Source organism: Peribacillus sp. YIM B13472, assembly GCF_042788005.1.
GTDB classification, from domain to species: domain Bacteria; phylum Bacillota; class Bacilli; order Bacillales; family DSM-1321; genus Peribacillus; species Peribacillus simplex_E.
In genome coordinates, this window is the sequence record NZ_JBHZPG010000007.1 from 20,548 (window position 1) to 40,540 (window position 19,993).

The 19,993-nt window shown below is 39.9% G+C and carries 19 protein-coding genes and 1 riboswitch; of the genes, 17 read left to right on the forward strand and 2 right to left on the reverse strand.

What is annotated here, in order from left to right; translation table 11 throughout:
- The first annotated feature begins 13 nt into the window (after positions 1-13).
- From ACFX4I_RS07595 to ACFX4I_RS07635, 9 genes are all read left to right on the forward strand, one after another.
- Positions 14-541: a spore maturation protein gene (locus ACFX4I_RS07595; protein WP_377420012.1), complete on the forward strand. Its 528-nt coding sequence runs from the start codon at positions 14-16 to the stop codon at positions 539-541.
- Between the two features lie 315 nt (positions 542-856).
- Entirely contained in the window at positions 857-1,597 is a 741-nt protein-coding gene (rluB, locus tag ACFX4I_RS07600; protein ID WP_034308106.1) for a 23S rRNA pseudouridine(2605) synthase RluB, read from the forward strand.
- A 206-nt stretch (positions 1,598-1,803) separates the two neighbouring features.
- Entirely contained in the window at positions 1,804-2,334 is a 531-nt protein-coding gene (gene resA, locus ACFX4I_RS07605) for a thiol-disulfide oxidoreductase ResA (RefSeq protein WP_230302206.1), read from the forward strand.
- Positions 2,335-2,352: 18 nt separating this feature from the next.
- Positions 2,353-4,002 carry a cytochrome c biogenesis protein ResB gene (resB, locus tag ACFX4I_RS07610; RefSeq protein ID WP_377419862.1) on the forward strand — a complete coding sequence of 550 codons (1,650 nt, stop codon included), beginning with the start codon at positions 2,353-2,355 and terminating at the stop codon, positions 4,000-4,002.
- Positions 3,995-5,173 (forward strand): c-type cytochrome biogenesis protein CcsB, encoded by a 1,179-nt coding sequence (gene ccsB / locus ACFX4I_RS07615; protein WP_230302208.1) that lies wholly within the window; start codon positions 3,995-3,997, stop codon positions 5,171-5,173. The genes resB and ccsB overlap by 8 nt, the downstream gene beginning before the upstream one ends.
- A gap of 292 nt (positions 5,174-5,465) precedes the next feature.
- Positions 5,466-6,182, forward strand: a complete 717-nt coding sequence (locus ACFX4I_RS07620; protein ID WP_230302209.1) for a response regulator — start codon at positions 5,466-5,468, stop codon at positions 6,180-6,182.
- A complete protein-coding gene (locus ACFX4I_RS07625) occupies positions 6,179-7,972 on the forward strand; it encodes an ATP-binding protein (protein ID WP_230302229.1) in 1,794 nt (597 codons plus the stop codon). The genes ACFX4I_RS07620 and ACFX4I_RS07625 overlap by 4 nt, the downstream gene beginning before the upstream one ends.
- A gap of 213 nt (positions 7,973-8,185) precedes the next feature.
- Positions 8,186-8,746, forward strand: a complete 561-nt coding sequence (sigX, locus tag ACFX4I_RS07630) for an RNA polymerase sigma factor SigX (RefSeq protein WP_377420014.1) — start codon at positions 8,186-8,188, stop codon at positions 8,744-8,746.
- Complete coding sequence (locus ACFX4I_RS07635) at positions 8,712-9,935, forward strand: GerMN domain-containing protein (RefSeq protein WP_377419864.1); 1,224 nt, start codon at positions 8,712-8,714, stop codon at positions 9,933-9,935. The genes sigX and ACFX4I_RS07635 overlap by 35 nt, the downstream gene beginning before the upstream one ends.
- Positions 9,936-10,068: 133 nt before the next feature.
- Here ACFX4I_RS07635 and serA read toward each other — a convergent pair whose 3' ends face one another.
- The gene (serA, locus tag ACFX4I_RS07640; protein WP_377419866.1) at positions 10,069-11,646 is read right to left on the reverse strand and encodes a phosphoglycerate dehydrogenase; all 1,578 of its coding nucleotides are present in this window, start codon (positions 11,644-11,646) and stop codon (positions 10,069-10,071) included.
- Between the two features lie 309 nt (positions 11,647-11,955).
- Positions 11,956-12,092: riboswitch (FMN riboswitch) on the forward strand.
- A gap of 164 nt (positions 12,093-12,256) precedes the next feature.
- Here serA and ACFX4I_RS07645 point away from each other — a divergent pair.
- On the forward strand, positions 12,257-12,838 hold the full coding sequence (locus ACFX4I_RS07645; protein ID WP_230302212.1) for an ECF transporter S component: 582 nt from the start codon (positions 12,257-12,259) through the stop codon (positions 12,836-12,838).
- 139 nt (positions 12,839-12,977) lie between these two features.
- On the opposite strand, the gene ACFX4I_RS07650 is transcribed toward ACFX4I_RS07645, so the two are convergent.
- Positions 12,978-13,226: a ferredoxin gene (locus tag ACFX4I_RS07650; protein ID WP_034308087.1), complete on the reverse strand. Its 249-nt coding sequence runs from the start codon at positions 13,224-13,226 to the stop codon at positions 12,978-12,980.
- 290 nt (positions 13,227-13,516) lie between these two features.
- On the opposite strand from ACFX4I_RS07650, the gene ACFX4I_RS07655 reads away from it, so the two are divergent.
- The 7 genes from ACFX4I_RS07655 (at position 13,517) to ACFX4I_RS07685 (ending at position 19,976) form a co-directional block, all read left to right on the forward strand.
- On the forward strand, positions 13,517-14,578 hold the full coding sequence (locus tag ACFX4I_RS07655) for a YpbB family protein (protein WP_377419868.1): 1,062 nt from the start codon (positions 13,517-13,519) through the stop codon (positions 14,576-14,578).
- A 2-nt stretch (positions 14,579-14,580) separates the two neighbouring features.
- Positions 14,581-16,086 (forward strand): RecQ family ATP-dependent DNA helicase, encoded by a 1,506-nt coding sequence (locus ACFX4I_RS07660; protein ID WP_377419870.1) that lies wholly within the window; start codon positions 14,581-14,583, stop codon positions 16,084-16,086.
- A complete protein-coding gene (locus ACFX4I_RS07665; protein WP_377419872.1) occupies positions 16,076-16,702 on the forward strand; it encodes a CPBP family intramembrane glutamic endopeptidase in 627 nt (208 codons plus the stop codon). Before ACFX4I_RS07660 ends, ACFX4I_RS07665 begins: the two co-directional genes overlap by 11 nt.
- Entirely contained in the window at positions 16,680-17,471 is a 792-nt protein-coding gene (locus tag ACFX4I_RS07670) for a LysM peptidoglycan-binding domain-containing protein (RefSeq protein WP_377419874.1), read from the forward strand. The genes ACFX4I_RS07665 and ACFX4I_RS07670 overlap by 23 nt, the downstream gene beginning before the upstream one ends.
- Positions 17,472-17,614: 143 nt before the next feature.
- Positions 17,615-18,073 carry a YpbF family protein gene (locus tag ACFX4I_RS07675; protein WP_230302217.1) on the forward strand — a complete coding sequence of 153 codons (459 nt, stop codon included), beginning with the start codon at positions 17,615-17,617 and terminating at the stop codon, positions 18,071-18,073.
- A 95-nt stretch (positions 18,074-18,168) separates the two neighbouring features.
- Positions 18,169-18,984: a metallophosphoesterase gene (locus ACFX4I_RS07680; protein WP_377419876.1), complete on the forward strand. Its 816-nt coding sequence runs from the start codon at positions 18,169-18,171 to the stop codon at positions 18,982-18,984.
- A 98-nt stretch (positions 18,985-19,082) separates the two neighbouring features.
- Entirely contained in the window at positions 19,083-19,976 is an 894-nt protein-coding gene (locus ACFX4I_RS07685) for a MerR family transcriptional regulator (RefSeq protein ID WP_377419878.1), read from the forward strand.
- Positions 19,977-19,993: the final 17 nt, after the last annotated feature.

The following is a 19,993-nucleotide window of genomic DNA, read 5'->3' on the forward strand; positions in this document are numbered from 1 at the left end:
GATGTTGCACTGGATGACCACCATTTCAATTTGGATGATACCGATTTTGATCCTCTGTATATTACTGTACGGCACATTGAAAAGAGTTCCCACCTATGAGACCTTCGTTGAGGGGGGGAAAGAAGGAATCAGCATGTCTTTTTCCCTCATCCCTTTCCTGGTAGGGATGCTAGTGGCGATTTCAGTATTTAGGGCATCAGGGGCCCTGGATTTCATTGTACAATCACTGCACCCCTTGCTTTCCTTTCTTCATTTTCCATCTGAGGTTTTACCCCTTGCGATTATTAGACCGATATCCGGAACAGCCGCTTTAGGAATGACCAGCGACCTGATATCTGTTTATGGACCGGATTCCTTTATTGGGCGCTTGGCTGCCACGATTCAGGGAAGTACAGATACCACCTTCTATGTATTGACCGTTTATTTTGGAGCTGTCGGGATCAAAAAAATGGGTGATGCCCTAAAGGTCGGTCTTTTGGCAGACTTGATCGGTATCATAGCTGCCGTTATCGTCGTCACAATGGTTTTCGGTATGAAATAAAGGCTAGGGAAATGGGCGATTCCATTTCTTTTTTTTTGTCTTTTTTCTTAAACAATCGGCTATGTTAAGCTCTCCATTTTTAAACGGAATCGAACTTTCATCCAAAAGAAACATTTTTTTGTATGGAAAAATAAGCTATGTTACACTCATTATGGAAACCACCCCATTTAATCGTCCCATTATTGGTGTAATAATAAAAGAAAAGCTCTTATTCACGAAAAACCTTTTGTTTTTGCCTCTCAATATGTAATAATTGTATGATTGTGTATGTATAGACAATAACAAACGAATGATTATACTATGGGGTGAAGATAGATGGAACGATTACAAAAGGTGATAGCACATGCTGGACTGGCTTCCCGCCGTAAAGCAGAAGAGTTGATTTTAGAAGGTAAGGTAAAAGTGAACGGCAAAGTAGTGAAGGAATTAGGTGTGAAAGTTGGGCCTAATGATAAAGTTGAGGTTAATGAAGTCCCGCTAGAAAAAGAAGCCCCGGTTTATTTCCTATTCTATAAACCGCGCGGCGTCATTTCGGCAGTTTCTGATGATAAGAATAGAAAAGTCGTAACTGACTTTTTCCCTTACATCAATGAACGGATTTATCCGGTTGGCCGTTTGGATTACGATACCTCGGGCTTATTGATTTTAACCAATGACGGGGAATTTGCAAACACGTTAATGCATCCGAAGCATGAAGTGGATAAAGTGTATGTGGCAAAAGTGAAAGGGATGCCTTTGCGTGAAAGCTTGAAAAAGTTGGATAAAGGTATCAAGTTGGAGGATGGCAAGACTGCACCAGCCAAGACAAGGGTATTGTCTACCGACAAGAAAAAGGAAACGGCGATAGTTGAAATCACAATACATGAAGGCAGGAACAGGCAAGTCCGCCGGATGTTCGAAGCAATTGGCCATCCCGTCATTAAATTGAAGAGGGAACAATATGGTTTCTTGACCTTGGACGGTTTAACAGCAGGAGATTCCCGGGAGCTGACTCCACATGAAGTTAAATTAATGCGGACTTTAGCAACGACCGAACCTAAACAGCGGAGAATGTAGATAAGAATTTTTCCTGTATTAATAGGTTGAAACCACTACCCCATTCTTCCCCCGGAAGAATGGGTGGTGGAAAACAACCTGTAAATACCTTTTCCTTCATGAATCAGGAAAGAATGTCACAAAACCTTCAGAAATGTAAATAAAAAGGACATGGCGTTAAATGGTATAATGGTAGTTAAATTTAGTGTGGACTTAGGAGGATCTCTATGGATAAAAAGAAGCGACGCCTAATTAGCAGAACCATCATTCTCCTGCTTTTAGGTGCAGCTTTAGTGTTTGCCCTTTATACGAACTTCACTAAAGATAAGAATGAAAGTCTGAGAAAAGGATCCGATGCACCCAATTTCGTCTTGACTGATATGGAAGGCAAAGAGCATAAACTTTCCGATTACAAGGGAAAAGGCGTCTTCCTGAACTTTTGGGGTACATATTGCAAGCCGTGTGAATACGAAATGCCTTATATGGAAAATCAATATAAAAACTTTAAAGAACAGGGCGTTGAAATATTGGCGGTTAATGTCGGGGAATCTGACTATGCTGTCAATAATTTCATTACAAAGCATGATCTGACCTTTCCTGTCATGATCGATAAAGGTAGGGAAGTGGAAAATGCATACCGCGTGGATATATTGCCTGTCACCTTTTTGGTCGATAAAGATGGGAAAGTGATAGATATCATCACCGGAGCTTTGACAGAAGAGAGCATCCAAAAGCATATGGAGAGAATTAAACCATAATATTGGGGAGTTTTTGACATGAAAGAAGTAAAATGCGATTGTGGTCATATAAATCCGTTTGGCACAAAGATTTGTGGGAAATGCGGGATGGTGCTTGGTAACGAAAGAGAAAACAAGCTTATTGATATGAGATATGAAGGAAGTGCCAGGCGTTCACAAACATATAAAAAAACGATCATCGATAAAATATGGAACTTCTTTTCTTCCGTTAAGGTAGGGGTGACGCTCATTGTCATTGCCTTGATCGCTTCAGCTATCGGGACGATTTTACCTCAGGAAATGTACATCCCTTCAACTGCTACGCCTGCAGAGCATTATGAACTGGAATACGGCTGGTTCGGAAGAGTGTATTATGAACTCGGATTTCATAACTTGTATAGTTCATGGTGGTATTTGATTATCATAGGCATGCTAGGCATATCACTATTGATTGCCAGTATCGATCGGTTCTTTCCATTATACCGATCGTTAAAAAAACAAGGGGTCACACGTCATGACGGTTTCATGAAACGCCAGCGGATTTATGGGGTGACAAAGCTTGAAGACCAAGATATAAACCTTGAAGAAGTAAAGGATAGACTAAAAAGGCAGCGTTATCATATACGGGAGGAAAACGGTCATATACTTGCCGAAAAGGGTCGTTTTTCACGTTGGGGACCCTATGTTAATCATATTGGACTTATCATTTTCTTAATTGGAGCATTATTGCGTTCTGTCCCTGGGATGTATATCGACAAAGTACTTTGGCTGCGTGAAGGCGAGAGAAAAGAAATCCCGGGTACAAATGGTGAATATTACCTCCGGAATAATGAATTTACCTTAGAGGTGTATGACAAAGAGAATGAAGAAGATGAGCAGTACAGTGCTGCAATTGATAAAACCGGTACGATCGCAAAAACCTATCAATCCGATGTTACGTTGTATGAGCGCAAGGGAGAAACCTTACCAGGGGAAAAAGTGGACCTTGATAAGCTTAAAGATTATAAAATCAAAGTCAATGAACCTCTGAAACATGATCATTATGCTCTCTACCAAGTAGACTATAAACTGGATGAGCTCAGTACGATGGCTTTTAATTTGATAAATAAAAAAACCGAAGAGAAATATGGAAGCTTAAAGGTTGATTTGAACAATCCACAAAAGAAATACGAGTTGAAAGAAGGATATTCCGTTGACTTGATCAGTTACTTCCCCGATTTCGAGTTCGATGAAAAAGGTGAACCTAGAACGATATCGAAGATTCCGAATAATCCAGCATTTATCTTTAAAATGCATACTCCAGATAAGCCAGAGGGTGAGGTCAGTTTCGTAGCGATTAAGGAGACTGTGGAGCCTTTAGGGGAAAACACTTATAAAATGGCTTTTAATGGTGTGGAAACCCAAGATGTCACGGCTTTGACCGTCAGGAAGGATTTAACGCTTTGGATCCTATTCACGGGTGGAATCATTTTCATGATCGGAGTTGTCCAAGGGGCTTATTGGAATCACCGGAGAATTTGGATTAAGAGGAAAGATGATGAGATATTAATGGCCGGCCATACAAACAAAAACTGGCACGGTATTAAAAGAGATATAAAACAAGCGATAGAATCAACATCACTTTCCGAACCGATGGATCAACTTGAAGATGAGAAATCTTCTAGTAAGGGGGAAGTTTTAAATGGCTGAATTAAGCAGTAACTTTTTATATGCAGCTTTCTTATTATATCTTGTCGCTACCTTTTTATTTGGGGGATCGATCAAGGATAAACGCGGAGCCGAAGAAAAGAAACAAAACAAATGGGCTAAACTGGGCATTTTCATCACCATTCTCGGTTTCACGGCGCAAATTGGGTATTTCATCACTAGATGGATTGCTGCCGGCCATGCCCCGGTAAGTAACCTGTTTGAATTTACGACCTTTTTCGGAATGATGCTGGTCGGTGCTTTCATATTAATATATTACCTTTATAAAACACCTGCCCTTGGGCTATTCGCTTTACCGATTGCGTTATTGATAATCGCATATGCAAGTATGTTTCCTACAGAAATTTCGCCACTCATTCCTGCTTTGCAGAGCGATTGGCTTCATATTCATGTAACGACTGCAGCGGCAGGACAGTCGATCCTTGCCATAAGTTTCGTTACTGCCATCATTTATTTAATCAAATTCGTCGATCAGACACAATCAAGCAAAAGAACGTTCTGGCTTGAAGGCATCATGTTCACATTAGTCTGCACCATCGGATTCGTCATCATCACTTCTTCTTTTGCTGCGATGGATTATAAGGCGAATTTTGATTGGGTCGATAAACACGGAGCCGAGGTCAAACAGGAATTCAACCTACCGGCTTTGGTTGGTCCCAATGAAGGGAAACTAATCGAGACGGATCGATTTGAACCACTTGTGGACATGCCTCCACTGATCAATGCCAAGAAACTGAATACTGTACTTTGGTCATTCGGTATGGGGCTTGTCTTGTATGGTTTAATAAGGTTGATTGCTCGCAAAAGAGTGGCAGCATTGATTAAACCGATCGTTAAAAATGTGAATTTAAATTTATTGGACGAGATTAGTTATCGTTCGGTTCTTATCGGTTTTCCGATTTTTACACTCGGTGCCCTCATTTTTGCAATGATCTGGGCTCAAGTGGCCTGGACACGATTCTGGGGCTGGGATCCGAAAGAGGTCTGGGCACTTGTTACTTGGTTGTTTTATGCAGCTTTCTTGCATCTGCGCATGTCAAAGGGATGGCAAGGGGAAAAATCAGCTTGGCTTGCCGTCATCGGTTTTGCCATCATAATGTTTAACTTGATATTCGTCAATCTTGTTATTGCTGGTTTGCATTCATATGCTTGATTCTATATTGTAATATTTAGATGAAGGGGGTCTTTTGATAGAAACGTCGAGGAGTTGGCTTATCGATTTTTCTAGAGAATGATCCCTTTTTCAGTCATAACCATTAATAAGGATATTTCGGTGAAAGCATTTATGAACTTTTAGTGAGCGGTCGAAGTCTTTTTTGTGACAAAATGGTGAAAGGTTCATGGAAGCCATGCAAAATCGGCTCTTTATCGTACTTTGTAAGGAAAAAGTATTAGTCATGGAAGTTTTCATTTTGTAGAATATATGATAGGAGGCTGATTACATAATGTATAATGCTATAAAAATTCTCGTGGTGGATGATGAGGAAAGAATCCGCCGGCTGCTAAAGATGTATTTGGAAAGGGAAGAATACATGATCGATGAAGCGGAAAATGGAGATATGGCTTTAACAAAAGCCCTTGAAAATGATTATGATTTAATTTTATTGGATATTATGATGCCTGGTAAAGATGGAATCGAAGTTTGCCGTGAATTAAGGGAAAAGAAAACGACACCGATTATCATGCTGACTGCTAAAGGGGAAGAAGTGAACCGCGTTCAAGGGTTCGAAGTGGGAACAGATGATTATATCGTAAAGCCGTTCAGTCCCCGTGAAGTGGTATTAAGGGTTAAAGCTTTATTACGACGCTCTTCAAGCACTAGTTACATGCAGACGGAAACGACAGCAAAAGATGTGATCGTCTTCTCACATCTAACCATTGATAATGATGCACACCGTGTACTTGCTGATAACAAAGAGGTTTCATTAACACCAAAAGAATATGAATTATTATATTTCTTGGCGAAATCCCCAGATAAGGTTTTCGATCGGGAGCAATTGTTAAAAGAAGTGTGGCACTATGAATTCTTTGGGGATCTTCGAACTGTTGACACGCATGTCAAACGCTTACGTGAAAAATTAAACCGCATATCCGAAAATGCAGCCAAGATGATTGTGACTGTTTGGGGTGTAGGTTACAAGTTCGAAGTCATGAATGACTGATGCTATGGGGCAGTGTTGTAGGGAAGCTATGGGCAACGATCCTATTGCTCGTGTCGTTTGTATTAATTGTTTTAACCGTTCTGCTGGTCGAATTCTTTGAGAATTTCCAGATTGAAAATATTGAAAATGATTTAACCAAAACAGCTGAACAAATCATTAAGGTAACCAATGAACATCAGGGATCCAGCAATGAGGTTTTACAAATAGCTTCGGAAATAATAGGCAACGAAACGAAAATGATCATTCTTAATGATGACAAAATGATATTCTCATCAATCGGAGGAGATAATGAGTTCGAAATCACGCCGGAACTCATTAAAAATGATTCCGAATTGCTCAAGGTTTTTACGGAAAGAAAGACTGTAAAAAAGGAAATGGCGCTTTCCGATGATGCAGGCAATGATGAATTGTTCGCAATCGTAGTAGGCATTCCACTTGAATTGAATGGGGAACAGGATGAAGTTTTCCTATTTCAATCGTTGGAGTCCATGGAAGAAACCACAAAATCAACTACACAGTTCATATTATTGGCAGCAGGCATCGCCATTATTTTGACAACGATTTTTGCTTTCTTTTTATCTACAAGAATCAATGCCCCACTGGTGAAGATGAGGGAAGCCGCACTAGCGATTGCCCGGGGGAAATTTGATACAAAGGTTCCAATCTTGACTCAAGATGAGATAGGTGAGCTGGCCATAGCGTTTAACCAGATGAGAAAACAGCTGAAATTCAATATGAATGCACTTAGTCAGGAAAAGGAACATCTCTCAAGCATTCTTAGCAGTATGGCAGATGGGGTCATTACCTTCAATAAAGATGGCACAATTCTTGAAACGAATCCGCCAGCAGAAAGGTTTCTGCAATCCTGGTACTTTGAAAAGGGCTATAACCGGGAAGATAATGTCAATGTCCCCTTGGTTTTGATGAATCTTTTTGATGAATCAGATTCCTTCGATAAGGAGCAAGTCGGTGAAATTACTTTGCAGGGCCGTGATTGGGGATTCATTGTCAGTCCGCTATATACAAATGCCGACAATATTCGGGGAGCGGTGGCCATCATACGGGATATGAGTGATGAAAGACGTATGGACAAACTTAGGACTGATTTCATAGCGAATGTCTCCCATGAGTTAAGAACGCCGATTTCAATGTTGCAAGGATATAGTGAAGCGATTGTAGATGACATTGCGGGCAGTGAAGAGGAAAAGGTGGAAATGGCACGCATCATCTATGATGAGTCTTTGAGAATGGGCCGTTTAGTCAATGATCTCCTCGACCTAGCTAAATTGGAATCGGGTAAAATGAACCTTAGCTATGAATGCGTACCTATTTCTCCTTATTTAAAGAGGATTACAAGTAAGTTTTCCGGGCTGGCTAAAGAAAAGGGGATCACAATATCAGCCAGCATGCAAGACGATCAAATTCAATGGCATTTCGACCCGGACCGCATTGAACAGGTTTTGACCAATTTAATTGATAATGCGATTCGTCATACTCCTCCGGGCGGTAACATTGATGTCATTCAGAGGACAAGTGATCGAAGGGGTCTGATCATTGATGTGAGGGACTCTGGATCTGGAATTCCCGAAGAAGATTTGCCTTTTGTATTCGAGAGGTTTTATAAAGCGGATAAAGCAAGGACCCGCGGCCGTTCGGGCACCGGTTTAGGTTTGGCAATCGTAAAAAATATAATCAATGCCCATGATGGCTTCATTTCGGTAAACAGTTTACCTAATAAAGGGACGACGTTCAGTTTTATCCTGCCTCGAATTATGGAAAAAGCTGAATGACGGGTGGCTTGCCAAAAAATCTTGTTTCATAATGAATTGAGAAGACAAAGGCAATTGGATTTCTTTCCAACTTGTCTTTGTTTTTTTTAGGAAACAAAATAAGAAGTCCCTGATATGTGGAAATTAACGGAATTTTATAATAAGATTAAAGCCGAATTATGTAACTTTTGTTTAGGATTGACGACTATATTTATGAATGGATGTGGGGAAATGATGGATTCCGTTTTCCACGATCTTTATGAAAAATATCATCAGGAAATATATCAATTCATTTTTTATATGACTAAAAATCGAGAAACGGCTGAGGACCTTGTTCAGGAAGTCTATATCCGGGTGATGAAGGCCTATGAACGCTTCGAAGGAAAAAGCAGTGAAAAAACGTGGATGTACTCGATTGCAAGAAATGTGACGATTGATTACTTTCGGAAACAAAAAGGGTGGAAAGATAAAATCTTTCCTAATTTTGATTGGGATAGGCAATTGATAAAAGATAAAGAGCCCATTCCCGAAGAAGTGGCTATCATGAACGATGAAATCCAAGATATTTATCAATGCTTAAACCGGTGTACCACGAATCAAAGATCCGTCATCATTTTACGTTATATTCAGGGATTGTCCATTACGGAAACTGCTGAAGTATTGAATTGGAGTGAAAGTAAGGTAAAAACGACCCAGCACCGTGCTTTGAAGGCTATTAAAAAGTTGATGGAAGATTTATTAGGAAAGGAGGGCCACCGCATTGAGAAGATTCCGTTGGAAAGAAAGCGAAATTGAAGACATGCTGCGCGAGCTTCCTAAATTAAAAGATGACCGAACCAAGGCAGAGGTGTTTGCGAGAATAGATGATAAGAAGAAAAAGAAACACTGGATACCTCTATTTGCGGGTGTTGCCTCCTTATTCTTAATGGTTGTTTTGGCATCATCTTTAATTATTGAAAAAAAAGGAACGACAAGTCAAGAGGATAGCGGCAGTAGTGGGAAATTATCTCTATCTGAAAATAAGGATATGGCAAATCTTGAACGGCAGGATGCAAGTAACAAAGAAAATCATTCAGCAGATAAACAGGATAGTCAAAAGTTTTCGAGTAAGCAAGCGGAAATCGAATCTAAAGACAAGGCTTCAGAAATGGAACCCCGAAAAGGGGAAAAGGAAAAAACATTTGCACAAGCGATCTATCAAGATGACCTTAAAAATGCATCGATCATTACGATGGGTGTCCCAGATGATCAAATGAATTTCATCGTTCCCATTTCAATTAAACTCAAACATTATGACGAAAATGATAAACTGAATCAGTTAGTTAAGCAAATGTCCGATATGGATGAAGAGCAATATGGGCTATCTGACTATTTTCCACTTGATATAAAGATCAGCCAAGGAAACGATATGACCACTGCTCATATTGATTTTCAAGAAAAAAGCCGACTATTGGATGAAGATACACTTTTTCTCCATTCGATGGAGGAAACGCTTTCCTATAACAATATAGAGAAAATGACATTTTCTACAGATGGTAAGCAAGGTGCCATGTTTGCGCACGCGGGATATTTAAAGGAGGTGGATATTCCTCATCAAAAAAATCGCACATACTTTCTTTACCAAAGGGATGAGTCCTCCCCAAGGTTCCTTGTTCCAAGCAATATGGGTTATCAGGACTTTGAGGAGGCGCTGCAAGCTGGAAAAGGGGAGGCGGGCATCGAGGGAATTTCACCTGCAATCCCGCATGACCTGAAATGGGAAAGGGTAAGCTCTAATGGAAATCTGGTGATAATCCAATTATCAGATCAAGCTGCCATTAAAAATAGTAAGGAATCCCTTCTAGCTTTAGAAGCCATACTCTTCATTGCCAAGGATTTTGGTTTTGAAAAAGTGAAGTTTGAAAATGCTCCTATTGAAGAGGTAGGCCAGTTGAATTTAACTGAGGACATATTGGTGCCCAAAGCACCGAACCAAGTGAATTGATTGCAGGAGCCAAGACTAAATGATGGGGAGGTTTCCCATATGATGGTGCGTTAAAAACACCCTGTGTATGGTTGGCAAAAGCCCCTTGCATTCACAGAAAAAGTGCCCGCACTGGACGGGCACTTTTTTCTTCTTAGTTTAATGAGATACGGGCCATGAATGTAATTTCTTCTGTTTCCATTAAAAAATGTTTCATGTTGTCTTCTAATGGTAAATCAAAGCTCAAAACCATTATGGCTTCCCCACCAGCTTCTTTTCGGCCAACCTGCATGGTGGCGATATTCACTCCGTGATCACCTAGGACCTTACCTACGTTACCGATTACACCAGGTTTATCGGTATGCTGGATATAAAGTAAATTCGATTCTGGATGAAAGTCGATTTTGAAACCATTCAAACTTACAATTCGAGACCCGTAATTTTCGATATAGGTTCCACTGATTGTTAATTCTCGGTTGTCACCTTTTACTTTAAGGCTGATCAAATTCGAGTAACCTAAAGAGTCCGTAGAGATTTTTTCACCAACCGTTATGCCACGCTCCTTTGCAATCAACAAGGCATTCACTTCATTGACTGATGCATCAACTCTTGATCTGAAAAAGCCAGAGATTAGACTTTTTGTAAGAATCTCTGTATCGAAATCCAATGATTCTCCTGCATACGTAACGGAGATTTCCTGAATTCCTTCATTCATGCACTGAGAAGCAATGGATCCCATTTGCTGAACAAGTTGATAGAAAGGCTGTACCTTTTCAAACACTTCTTTAGATATGGCTGGAAGGTTGATAGAACTTGAGACTGGGTTTCCTTCAAAATAGGTCAATACTTCTTGGGCAACCTGTACGGCCACATTTAATTGGGCTTCTTTAGTGGAAGCACCAAGATGCGGTGTAGCAATGACGCTATCCAGTTCAAGCAGTTTATTGCCAAGTGGAGGTTCTTCGACGAAAACGTCCAGTGCCGCCCCTGCAACATGTCCTTCGACTAACATTTCATATAAATCATCTTCGTCTAGAATTCCACCACGGGCGCAGTTTAGTACATATACCCCTTTTTTACAGGTAAGCAGTTTTTCTTTATTGATTAATCCTCTAGTATCATTCGTTAGTGGTGTATGAACAGTAATGATGTCTGCTTTTGGAAGCAATTCATCTAACGGCAGGGCCGTTACGGACATTTTCTTTGCACGATCGACAGTCAGGAACGGATCATAGACAATGACATCCATGCCAAAAACTTTAGCACGTTTTGCAATTTCCCCTCCGATACGTCCAAAGCCAACTATACCTAATGTTTTACCACGAAGTTCAGTTCCCGTATATGAAGAACGTTTCCACTCCCCATTCTTCAGTGAAGCATAAGCTTGCGGAATGTGGCGCATTAATGAAGCCATCATCGCAAATGTATGTTCAGCTGTTGAGATGGTATTGCCGTCAGGTGCATTAACCACGACAATCCCGCGTTTTGTCGCCGCGGGGATGTCTATGTTATCAACACCGACACCAGCGCGTGCTATAATTTTCAACTGCGGCATGCGGTTCATTAAATCTTCCGAAACCTTCGTTGCACTTCTCACAAGAATTGCATCGATCCGATCAAGCTCGTTTGCAGCTTCCTCTACGGTTTTCTGAATGAGATGAATATTGGATGCCTCTGATAGCGGTCCAAGTCCTTCTGGTTTAATGGCGTCTGCTACTAAAATCCGATACACGTCTAAACACCTTCCTAGGGAAAAGAATTATCTTAAATTTCAGTTAATTTTACAATTGAAATGCTGTTTATGTCAATTTGGCTTATCTGGATGTAAGCGCTTAATAACATGATTATCATCTGATCATTTGTTTAATATGGTGATATAAATGGCTTCGTCTTTGTTTGCCATAATATAAAAAAATTTTCGCTATTTGTTTTAAACCATTCACTGCGACTATCGATATTCATCCTAAATGCATCAACTGAGAAAAAATGCTATCAAAAAAATGGAATTTCAGATATAATGGGAAGTATAAAAATTTTATAGGTCTATCTTCGGGGCGGGGCGCAATTCCCCACCGGCGGTGATGAAGGAATTTCTTCTTCTAAGCCCGCGAGCCTTACAAGGCAGGATTTGGTGTGATTCCAAAGCCGACAGTATAGTCTGGATGGGAGAAGATGGAGGTTCCTGAATGCGTTTCAACAGTTATTTGCTGAACGTTTGTTTGATGTAACCTTTAATTTATCCCTTTAATTCTATTGGAATTAAAGGTTTTTTATTGAGCATCAACATATTTTGGAACCCAAACCTCTTTTTCAGGTAGATCGGAAAAGAAGGAGAGAGAACTATGAATAAGAACAAAGTGAAAAAAACGGTCACACTTGCGATGATGGGAAGCATTTCTTATTTATTGATGCTTTTAAATTTCCCGTTTCCAGGATTCCCGCCTTTTCTCAATGTCGATTTTAGCGACATACCAGCACTGATGGCGGCATTGATTTTCGGTCCGATGGCTGGAATTCTAGTCGAGTTCATTAAAAACCTATTGGATTTAGTCATGACAGGGACCTTGACTGCTGTACCTGTGGGGCATATAGCTAACTTTATAGCCGGAATACTGTTTGTCTTGCCAACTTATTATGTATTTCAGAAAATCAATTCAAAAAAAGGGATGACGTTCGCTTTACTTGCGGGGACAGTTTCCATGGCAGTATTCATGAGTGTTTTAAACTATTTTGTCTTTTTACCGGCATATACCTTCTTTATGGGGTGGGATGCAATGTCGGCGCCCGAGTCAAGAAAGTTCGTTACGACGGCAATCTTGCCTTTCAACGTGATTAAAGGCGTGCTCATCACATCTGTATTCATGTTGCTGTTCATTAAATTACAGACATGGATCAATAAGCAAACATTATATAAAAATGCTTAACGGCATTGACGATAGAAATGAAAAAACAACCGGATATCCATATTCGGTTGTTTTTTATGTTTGTTTTTTGGTATGAGAAGATGTAATCCGATATTGGCCAAAAGAAAAAGCCATTCTCGTTTGAAAATGGCTTGTACCGTTATTCGAATTTTAGTGCATCCCCGTCAAATGCCTCGTCAGCAACTTTAATGGAATCCGTTGGGCATCCTTCAAATGCATCCATCATGTCGTCTATAAGTACATCTGGAATTTCAACGATTCCCTCGTTATCGTCAAGGGTAACAAATGCAATCCCTTCGTCATCATAATCATATATATCTGGTGCCGCTGCTCCGCATGCTCCACAAGCTATGCATGTTTCTTTATCCACAATAGTAAATTTAGCCATGAATATAACCCCTCCTAAGTTGTTTAACAACTGATAATCTTTTTATTTCAGATTATTATCTCTTTCTTATTGTAAGACCGAATGCAAAACTTTTCAATAGAAATTGTATTGATAATAACTATCATCTAGCTGAATGTCAACGAAAAACATCGAAATAATTAACTCGGTTCTATCCATGGTTCGTCATTTAGTCACATAATTTCCCTTGTATTCATCAATAATAACGGCGATTTTTGCAGTTTTTTGTTACAATGGGGTTATTGGTTAAATGAAACAAGGATGTGAGTCCCATGAATAATTATCTACAGGCCATCATTCTATATGCGATAAAAAAATTTCAAGGCGAACGTTCCATTTATGCTATATACCATATGCTGCAGGGTAAGAAATCGTCACAAACAATCCAGGATGCCCATTTATTCGGGTTAACGGATATTTTTGGGACAATACCCCGATTTACCCGTCAGCAATTAAATCAAAACATTGAACATTTACTTAAGCATGACATGATTAAGTTAACGGATAGATCAGATGCGTATGAAATTAGTATGCAAGGTGAGGGAATGTTAGGCGATTACTTTAAAAATAATCCTTTTCCGACGTATATAAATGGTTGGAAGTATCACAATATCACCCCGGTTTTCTGGGGAAGGTTAAACTTACTCATTCAAACCATATCCCATATTGTCCACAATGAAAGGCGTTTTTATCCGATACAACGAAATCCCAAAATCCAATTCTTCGTAAAGGAATTTTTACATGTCAATCGTCAAGATCGAGCGGTGATTGCCCAACATCTATATGATGAACTGATATCCCTTTTAGAAAGTCAAAGTGATATGAAACGAGACATTTTCATTTTGAGGTTAACCGGAATAAACAGGATTGGACTTACGTTTGAACAGATTGCAAAAAGGAAAGATGTAGAAGAAGAGTATGTTCGCTTTACATTCCTTGACTCCATGCATCAAATGCTTGCAGAAATGGAAACGGGAAAGGATTACCCTCTCTTGTCCTCATTAACCAATGATTGGAAAAGAAGTGGAAATCCTCAATTGACACAATCTACAAAGACAACTTTACGATACATCCAGGAAGGGAAAAATCTGGGTGAAATAGCTGAAATCCGCAGATTGAAAGTCAACACCATCGAAGATCACCTCGTAGAAATTGTTTTATCGGAAAAAGATTTTCCGATTTCCGATTATGTAACTATCGAGGATGAGAGGGAAATTGCTGAGGCTATTAAGGAACTTGGTACGAAAAAGCTTAAAGCAATCAAGCAGATGGTCGATAATAAACAAATAAGCTTTTTCCAAATAAGACTTGTACTTGCGAAAATAGGTGAGTGATGATGAACATAGAACGAGTCCTCAAAGAAAAATTCGGATTTGATGAATTCCGCCCTGGACAAAAGGAAGTGGTTGAATCATTGATGTCCGGCCGTCATACCTTAGCGATGCTCCCAACGGGATCAGGTAAATCATTATGTTACCAGCTGCCTGCTTATCTTTTAAATAAGACTGTCATAATTGTCTCCCCGTTATTATCTTTAATGCAGGATCAAGCAGATCAGCTGAAGATGAGTGGCGAAAAAAGTGTATTGACCCTCAACTCTTTTTTGACGCTAAATCAAAAAAGGAAAGCTTTCGACCGGTTACATAGTTATCGTTTTATCTTTTTATCCCCTGAAATGCTAAGCCTGGATGGTGTGATAAAATCCTTGAAATCCATAGACATAGGTTTGTTCGTCATAGACGAAGCACACTGCATCTCACAATGGGGGTATGATTTCCGTCCGGATTATTTGAATTTAGGAGAAGTGAGGCGTGAATTGAACAATCCGTTGACTCTTGCCCTGACGGCAACTGCAACCGATGAGGTCCGGAGGGACATCATTGGTAAACTCAACATTGGGCACGCCAAGGAAATGGTCTCATCTGTTGATAGGGAAAATATTGCAATTATTGTCGAGCGAATGTTCAGCTACGATGAAAAGCTAGCCCGTGTGCTGGAACTTGTCAGGAAGTTTGCCGGCAGCGGAATCATTTATTTTTCCTCTAAAAAAGTGGCGGAGTCAGTCACTGGGTTTTTACAGGATAACGGAATCGATAGTGTCAATTATTATCACGGTGGAATGGAACAGGAGCAAAGGATGCTCATTCAGCAGCAATTCATTTCCGGCCAGTTGAAAATTATATGTGCAACAAGTGCTTTTGGAATGGGTGTGAATAAATCGGATGTCAGATATGTTATCCATTTTCATATCCCGTCCACGATGGAAGCATATCTTCAGGAGATAGGCAGGGCGGGAAGAGATCGGAAACAAAGTGTAGCTGTCTTATTATATAGCGAAGGGGATGAAGGGCTTCCCCTGCATTTGATGGAGCAACAGTTGCCTACGGATTCGCAAATCGATGGTGTATGTTCTTTCCTTAATGCCTCACACAAAAATATGGCGATTTTGACCCTCTCGGAAAAAGAACAGCTGTCTCAATCCTTTTCGTTGAACGAAATCCAGCTCCGTTTTTTTACGCAGTTTATCACGGGCAATAACCTAGATCAAATGGCAGAGATGAAAGAGTATTGTCAAAAGAGAAAATCAAGGAATCAGGAAAAGCTGCATAAATTCCTTCACTGGATATATGCCCAGGAATGTCGCCGTTTAGGGATACTGGACTACTTTGGAGAAAAGCATCGGGAAGTGAACCCCATCTGCTGTGATATCTGTGGGATGGATGTCGAAAAAATGGCTGATGTATGGCCGAAAGTCAAAGTGAATCCGGTCAATTCCTTTTCCACTTGGAAAAAAGAATTGGCTTATATCTTATTAAAGAAGGAAAATGGCAATGAAAAATAAGCAAGCTGAATTAATTAAACAACTTACAGATAAACAGTTGCTATATAATTTGTTTCTTACGCAAATTATTCTCTTAACGTTAGCCCTCTTTTTAGGTATTATTTTATTTAAAGACCGTTCAGCTTTTTTCGACTTATTTATCTTTGATGACCTGAACATTTTGCTTATTGGAGTTCCCGCTGGAGTCATTGTCGTATTATTTGACATATTGTTTATGAAAGTGACTCCATCTTCCTATCAGGATGATGGTGGCATTAACGAACGCATTTTCAGTAATTTGTCATACCCGATGATTTTTGTCGTAACTTTAGTGGTTGCGATAAGTGAAGAAGTATTATTCCGTGGAGTGTTGCAAACGCATTTTGGTTTGCTTCTTACGAGCCTAATTTTTGCAGCCGTTCATTATCGTTACCTTTTTAATTGGTTTTTATTTTTAAATGTTTTGGTTTTGAGCTTCTTTATCGGTTTTCTATTTGAAATGACTAATAATCTCATCGTGACGATAACAGCTCACTTTTTGATTGACTTTATCCTTGGTATTTTAATCAGGAACAAAAAGCAAAGAGGGTTTAGCAAGAAAGGGGGTGACTTGAATGAGCCGAGTGCAAAAGAATGAAAAAGAAAACGATCAGGCTGGTGAACTTCGTTCGCGAATTGAACGTCATAAGGCTAAGTCCTCATTGCCCAAGCGGAGCAAAGTCCACCAGAATAAAAAGAAAAAAAGTAAAGTGAAGAAGTTCCCGATGATACAATTATTAGCATTATTTTTTATTTTACTTCCAATTGGATTTTACACCCTTTATACATATCTGCAGGATAGGCCTGTACCTGTTGTGAAAAGTGACCAAGTCGTCTTTAGTGAGGAAGCTAATGAATCGATTCCAACTACAGCTACTGCAGATGATTTAAAGGAAAAAGAATCGGCAAAGGCTGAAGCGGAGAAAGAAAAAGAAGAAGCTGCGGCTAAAGCTAAAGCGCAGCAAGAAGCTAAGAAAAAAGCCAAAGCGCAGCAAGAAGCTGAAGAAAAGGCCAAAGCACAGCGAGAAGCTGAAGAAAAGGCCAAAGCACAGCGAGAAGCTGAGGAAAAGGCTAAAGCGCAGCAAGAAGCTGCGGAAAAAGCCAAAGCACAGCAAATAGCTGACGAAAAAGCAAAGAAGGCAGAATCAGAAAAGAAAAAGGCTGCCGAAAATGTTCAAGCTGCGAAACCGGATAAAGAGGGATACAAAGTGGTCTTACATACTGTTCAAGGTGAAGAAACATTATTTCGCATTTCCATGAATTACTACAAATCACAGGAAGGGATTGCTCTGATCAGGGAGTGGAATGGGCTGAATGGCAATGAAATTTCCAAAGGTCAGGTATTGAAAATTCCTATCAAGAAATAACGATGGCACTCTGTCTTTATAGGCAGGGTGTTTTTTAAGATTGTTTGACTTACTTCGGTGTGAAGGTAAACGTGACAGGTACTTTATCATTTTTTCCTCTACTCTTTCATATCATGATTTGAAAGAGTAGAGGAGGAAATGCGATGGAATCGACAATCATTTTATTGGATGAGAAGACGGATCAAGCAACAAAGCAAATGCTGCAGAATGTCGTGGATCGAAAGAAAAAATTCGAGGCACTTAAAAAGAAGCACCTTCAAAGCTTATGGGCAACCATGGTTGTTGCTGCCCTTTTTATGATTTATCTATATTTTTATATCGTTGTACCATATTCCTATTCCTTTTTCAGTATGTTTAGTGTTTTCGTCGACCATTTTAGCCATTTCCTTTTTTTGGCGGCAGCCATTGGTCTATATGGATATATGGTATTAATTAAAAAAAAGCTTGATAAAGCTGAAAAGGAGTTTCAACTGCTACGCTGTGAAATCATTAATAAAAGTAAGCAATTGTGGGAAAAAGAGGAAGAATGGAAAAGCCGCCATAAGGTTTTTGAAATGATGAAGAAGAATTATGATATTAACTTATATCATGAAAATAAATGATGATCGCGTTAAATCATATTTAATTGCGGGTAATATGGTTTTATGGTTATATGAAAGTACGTTTAGGATAAGGATGGAAAGAAGGTTTAACTAAGATGTTATGGTTATCTGGATTATTTTTAGTCATCATTCTGCTGTCATTTGCCACGATCATTTACATGTGGCGTACGGCTATGCAAGATAGGGTGATTTCTCAAGACTTATATTTTAAAGACTTTCCTGAAGGCTTTGGAGATATTCGGATTTTTTTTATATCCGATCTTCATCGGCGGATCGTTGCGGATAAAATAATTGAGGAAGCTCGTGACAAGGCAGATTTGGTGATAATCGGCGGGGACATTAGGGAAAGTGGGGTTCCCTTAGAACGTGTGGAAAAAAATATATTGAAACTAAAAGACCTTGGTCCCCTTTATTTTGTTTGGGGTAATAATGATTATGAAGGAGACTTCCATGAACTGGATGCGACTCTTTTGAAACATGGTGTGAAAATCCTTGATAATACAGCTGTTTCTTTTGAGTCTCATAATGGCAGCAAAATCGCTCTTCTGGGCATTGATGATATATCAGAAGAACGTGATAGGCTTGACCTTGCCCTGTCGGATTGCGGGAATGAAGATTTTCGGATTTTGGTGAGCCATAATCCATTGGTCAAGAAACAGTTGACTCCGGAACACCGTATTAGTCTTGTCCTGTCAGGTCACACCCATGGCGGGCAGATTCGCATATTCGGATTCGGTCCCTATCAGATCGGCAGCATTGAAAAAGAGGGGGACTGTTTATATATGACGAGTAATGGCTATGGGACAAGCGCAGTGCCTTTAAGGCTTGAGGCGAAGCCGGAAACGCACCTCTTCACCCTGAAAAGGGGGACAGACACTGAAATAGGCGAAGCTGTGGATAAGACCTATTAGGCTGCTATTAATCGAGCATATCGGGATTTTACAGACCATGAAAAATCCACTATAATTTCAACAAATGATCGTACAGTTATTGGAGGCCTTGTAAAACCATGCAAGAAGGTAAATATAATATAAAGGCAGTTTCAAAACTGCTGGACATTCAGTCGGGAACCCTTAGGGCATGGGAAAGGCGCTATAAATTTATCGAGCCTGTCAGGAATGAATCGGGGCACCGGCTGTATACTGAAAAACATCTGCAAATCCTTAAGTGGCTCATCAATAAAACAAAGCAAGGTTTTACAATAAGCCAAGCCGTTTCACTTCTCGAAAGTACTGGCACTCTAGCTCCTGGAGTTCCTGAAACGAACCGTAAGGATGAACAAGCGATTAAGTTATCGGATGAATTAATCGAAGCTCTAATGAATTTCAATGAAAATAAAGCTCATATGCTGATAAGCCAAGCATTCAGTATGTATACAATCGAACAAACCATAGTTGATGTACTTGGCTCAATATTGGTTCAGATTGGGGATAAGTGGGAAAGGGGAGAGATTACTTCCGCCCATGAACACTTTGCGTCGAACATCCTGAAATCCAGGATCAGTTCAGTTATGCATACCATTCCGACTAATGGTTTTCTGCCGAAAGCCCTAACCGTTTGTGCTCCCGGTGAAAAACATGAATTTGGACTGTTGGTCTTTACCGTTTTTTTGAAGAGGAAAGGGTATGAAACCATTTATTTAGGTGAATCCATTGCTGATAATGACCTTTTCACCGTTTTAAACATCATAAAACCCTCTTACCTATTCATGTCATGTTCACTGAAAGAGAATCTTGATGGAACATTTAGGCTGGTTGAAGCATTATTAAAGGATTTCCCGGATTTGAAGGTGGGTCTTGGCGGTGCGGCGCTGAGCCTTATTTCCGAGGAAAACCGTACAGCCTTCAGCGGAGTTTTAATGGGGGACACGCAATCGAAATGGGAGGAATGGCTGAAAGGTTAGCGGCGGCCAGCTTAGGA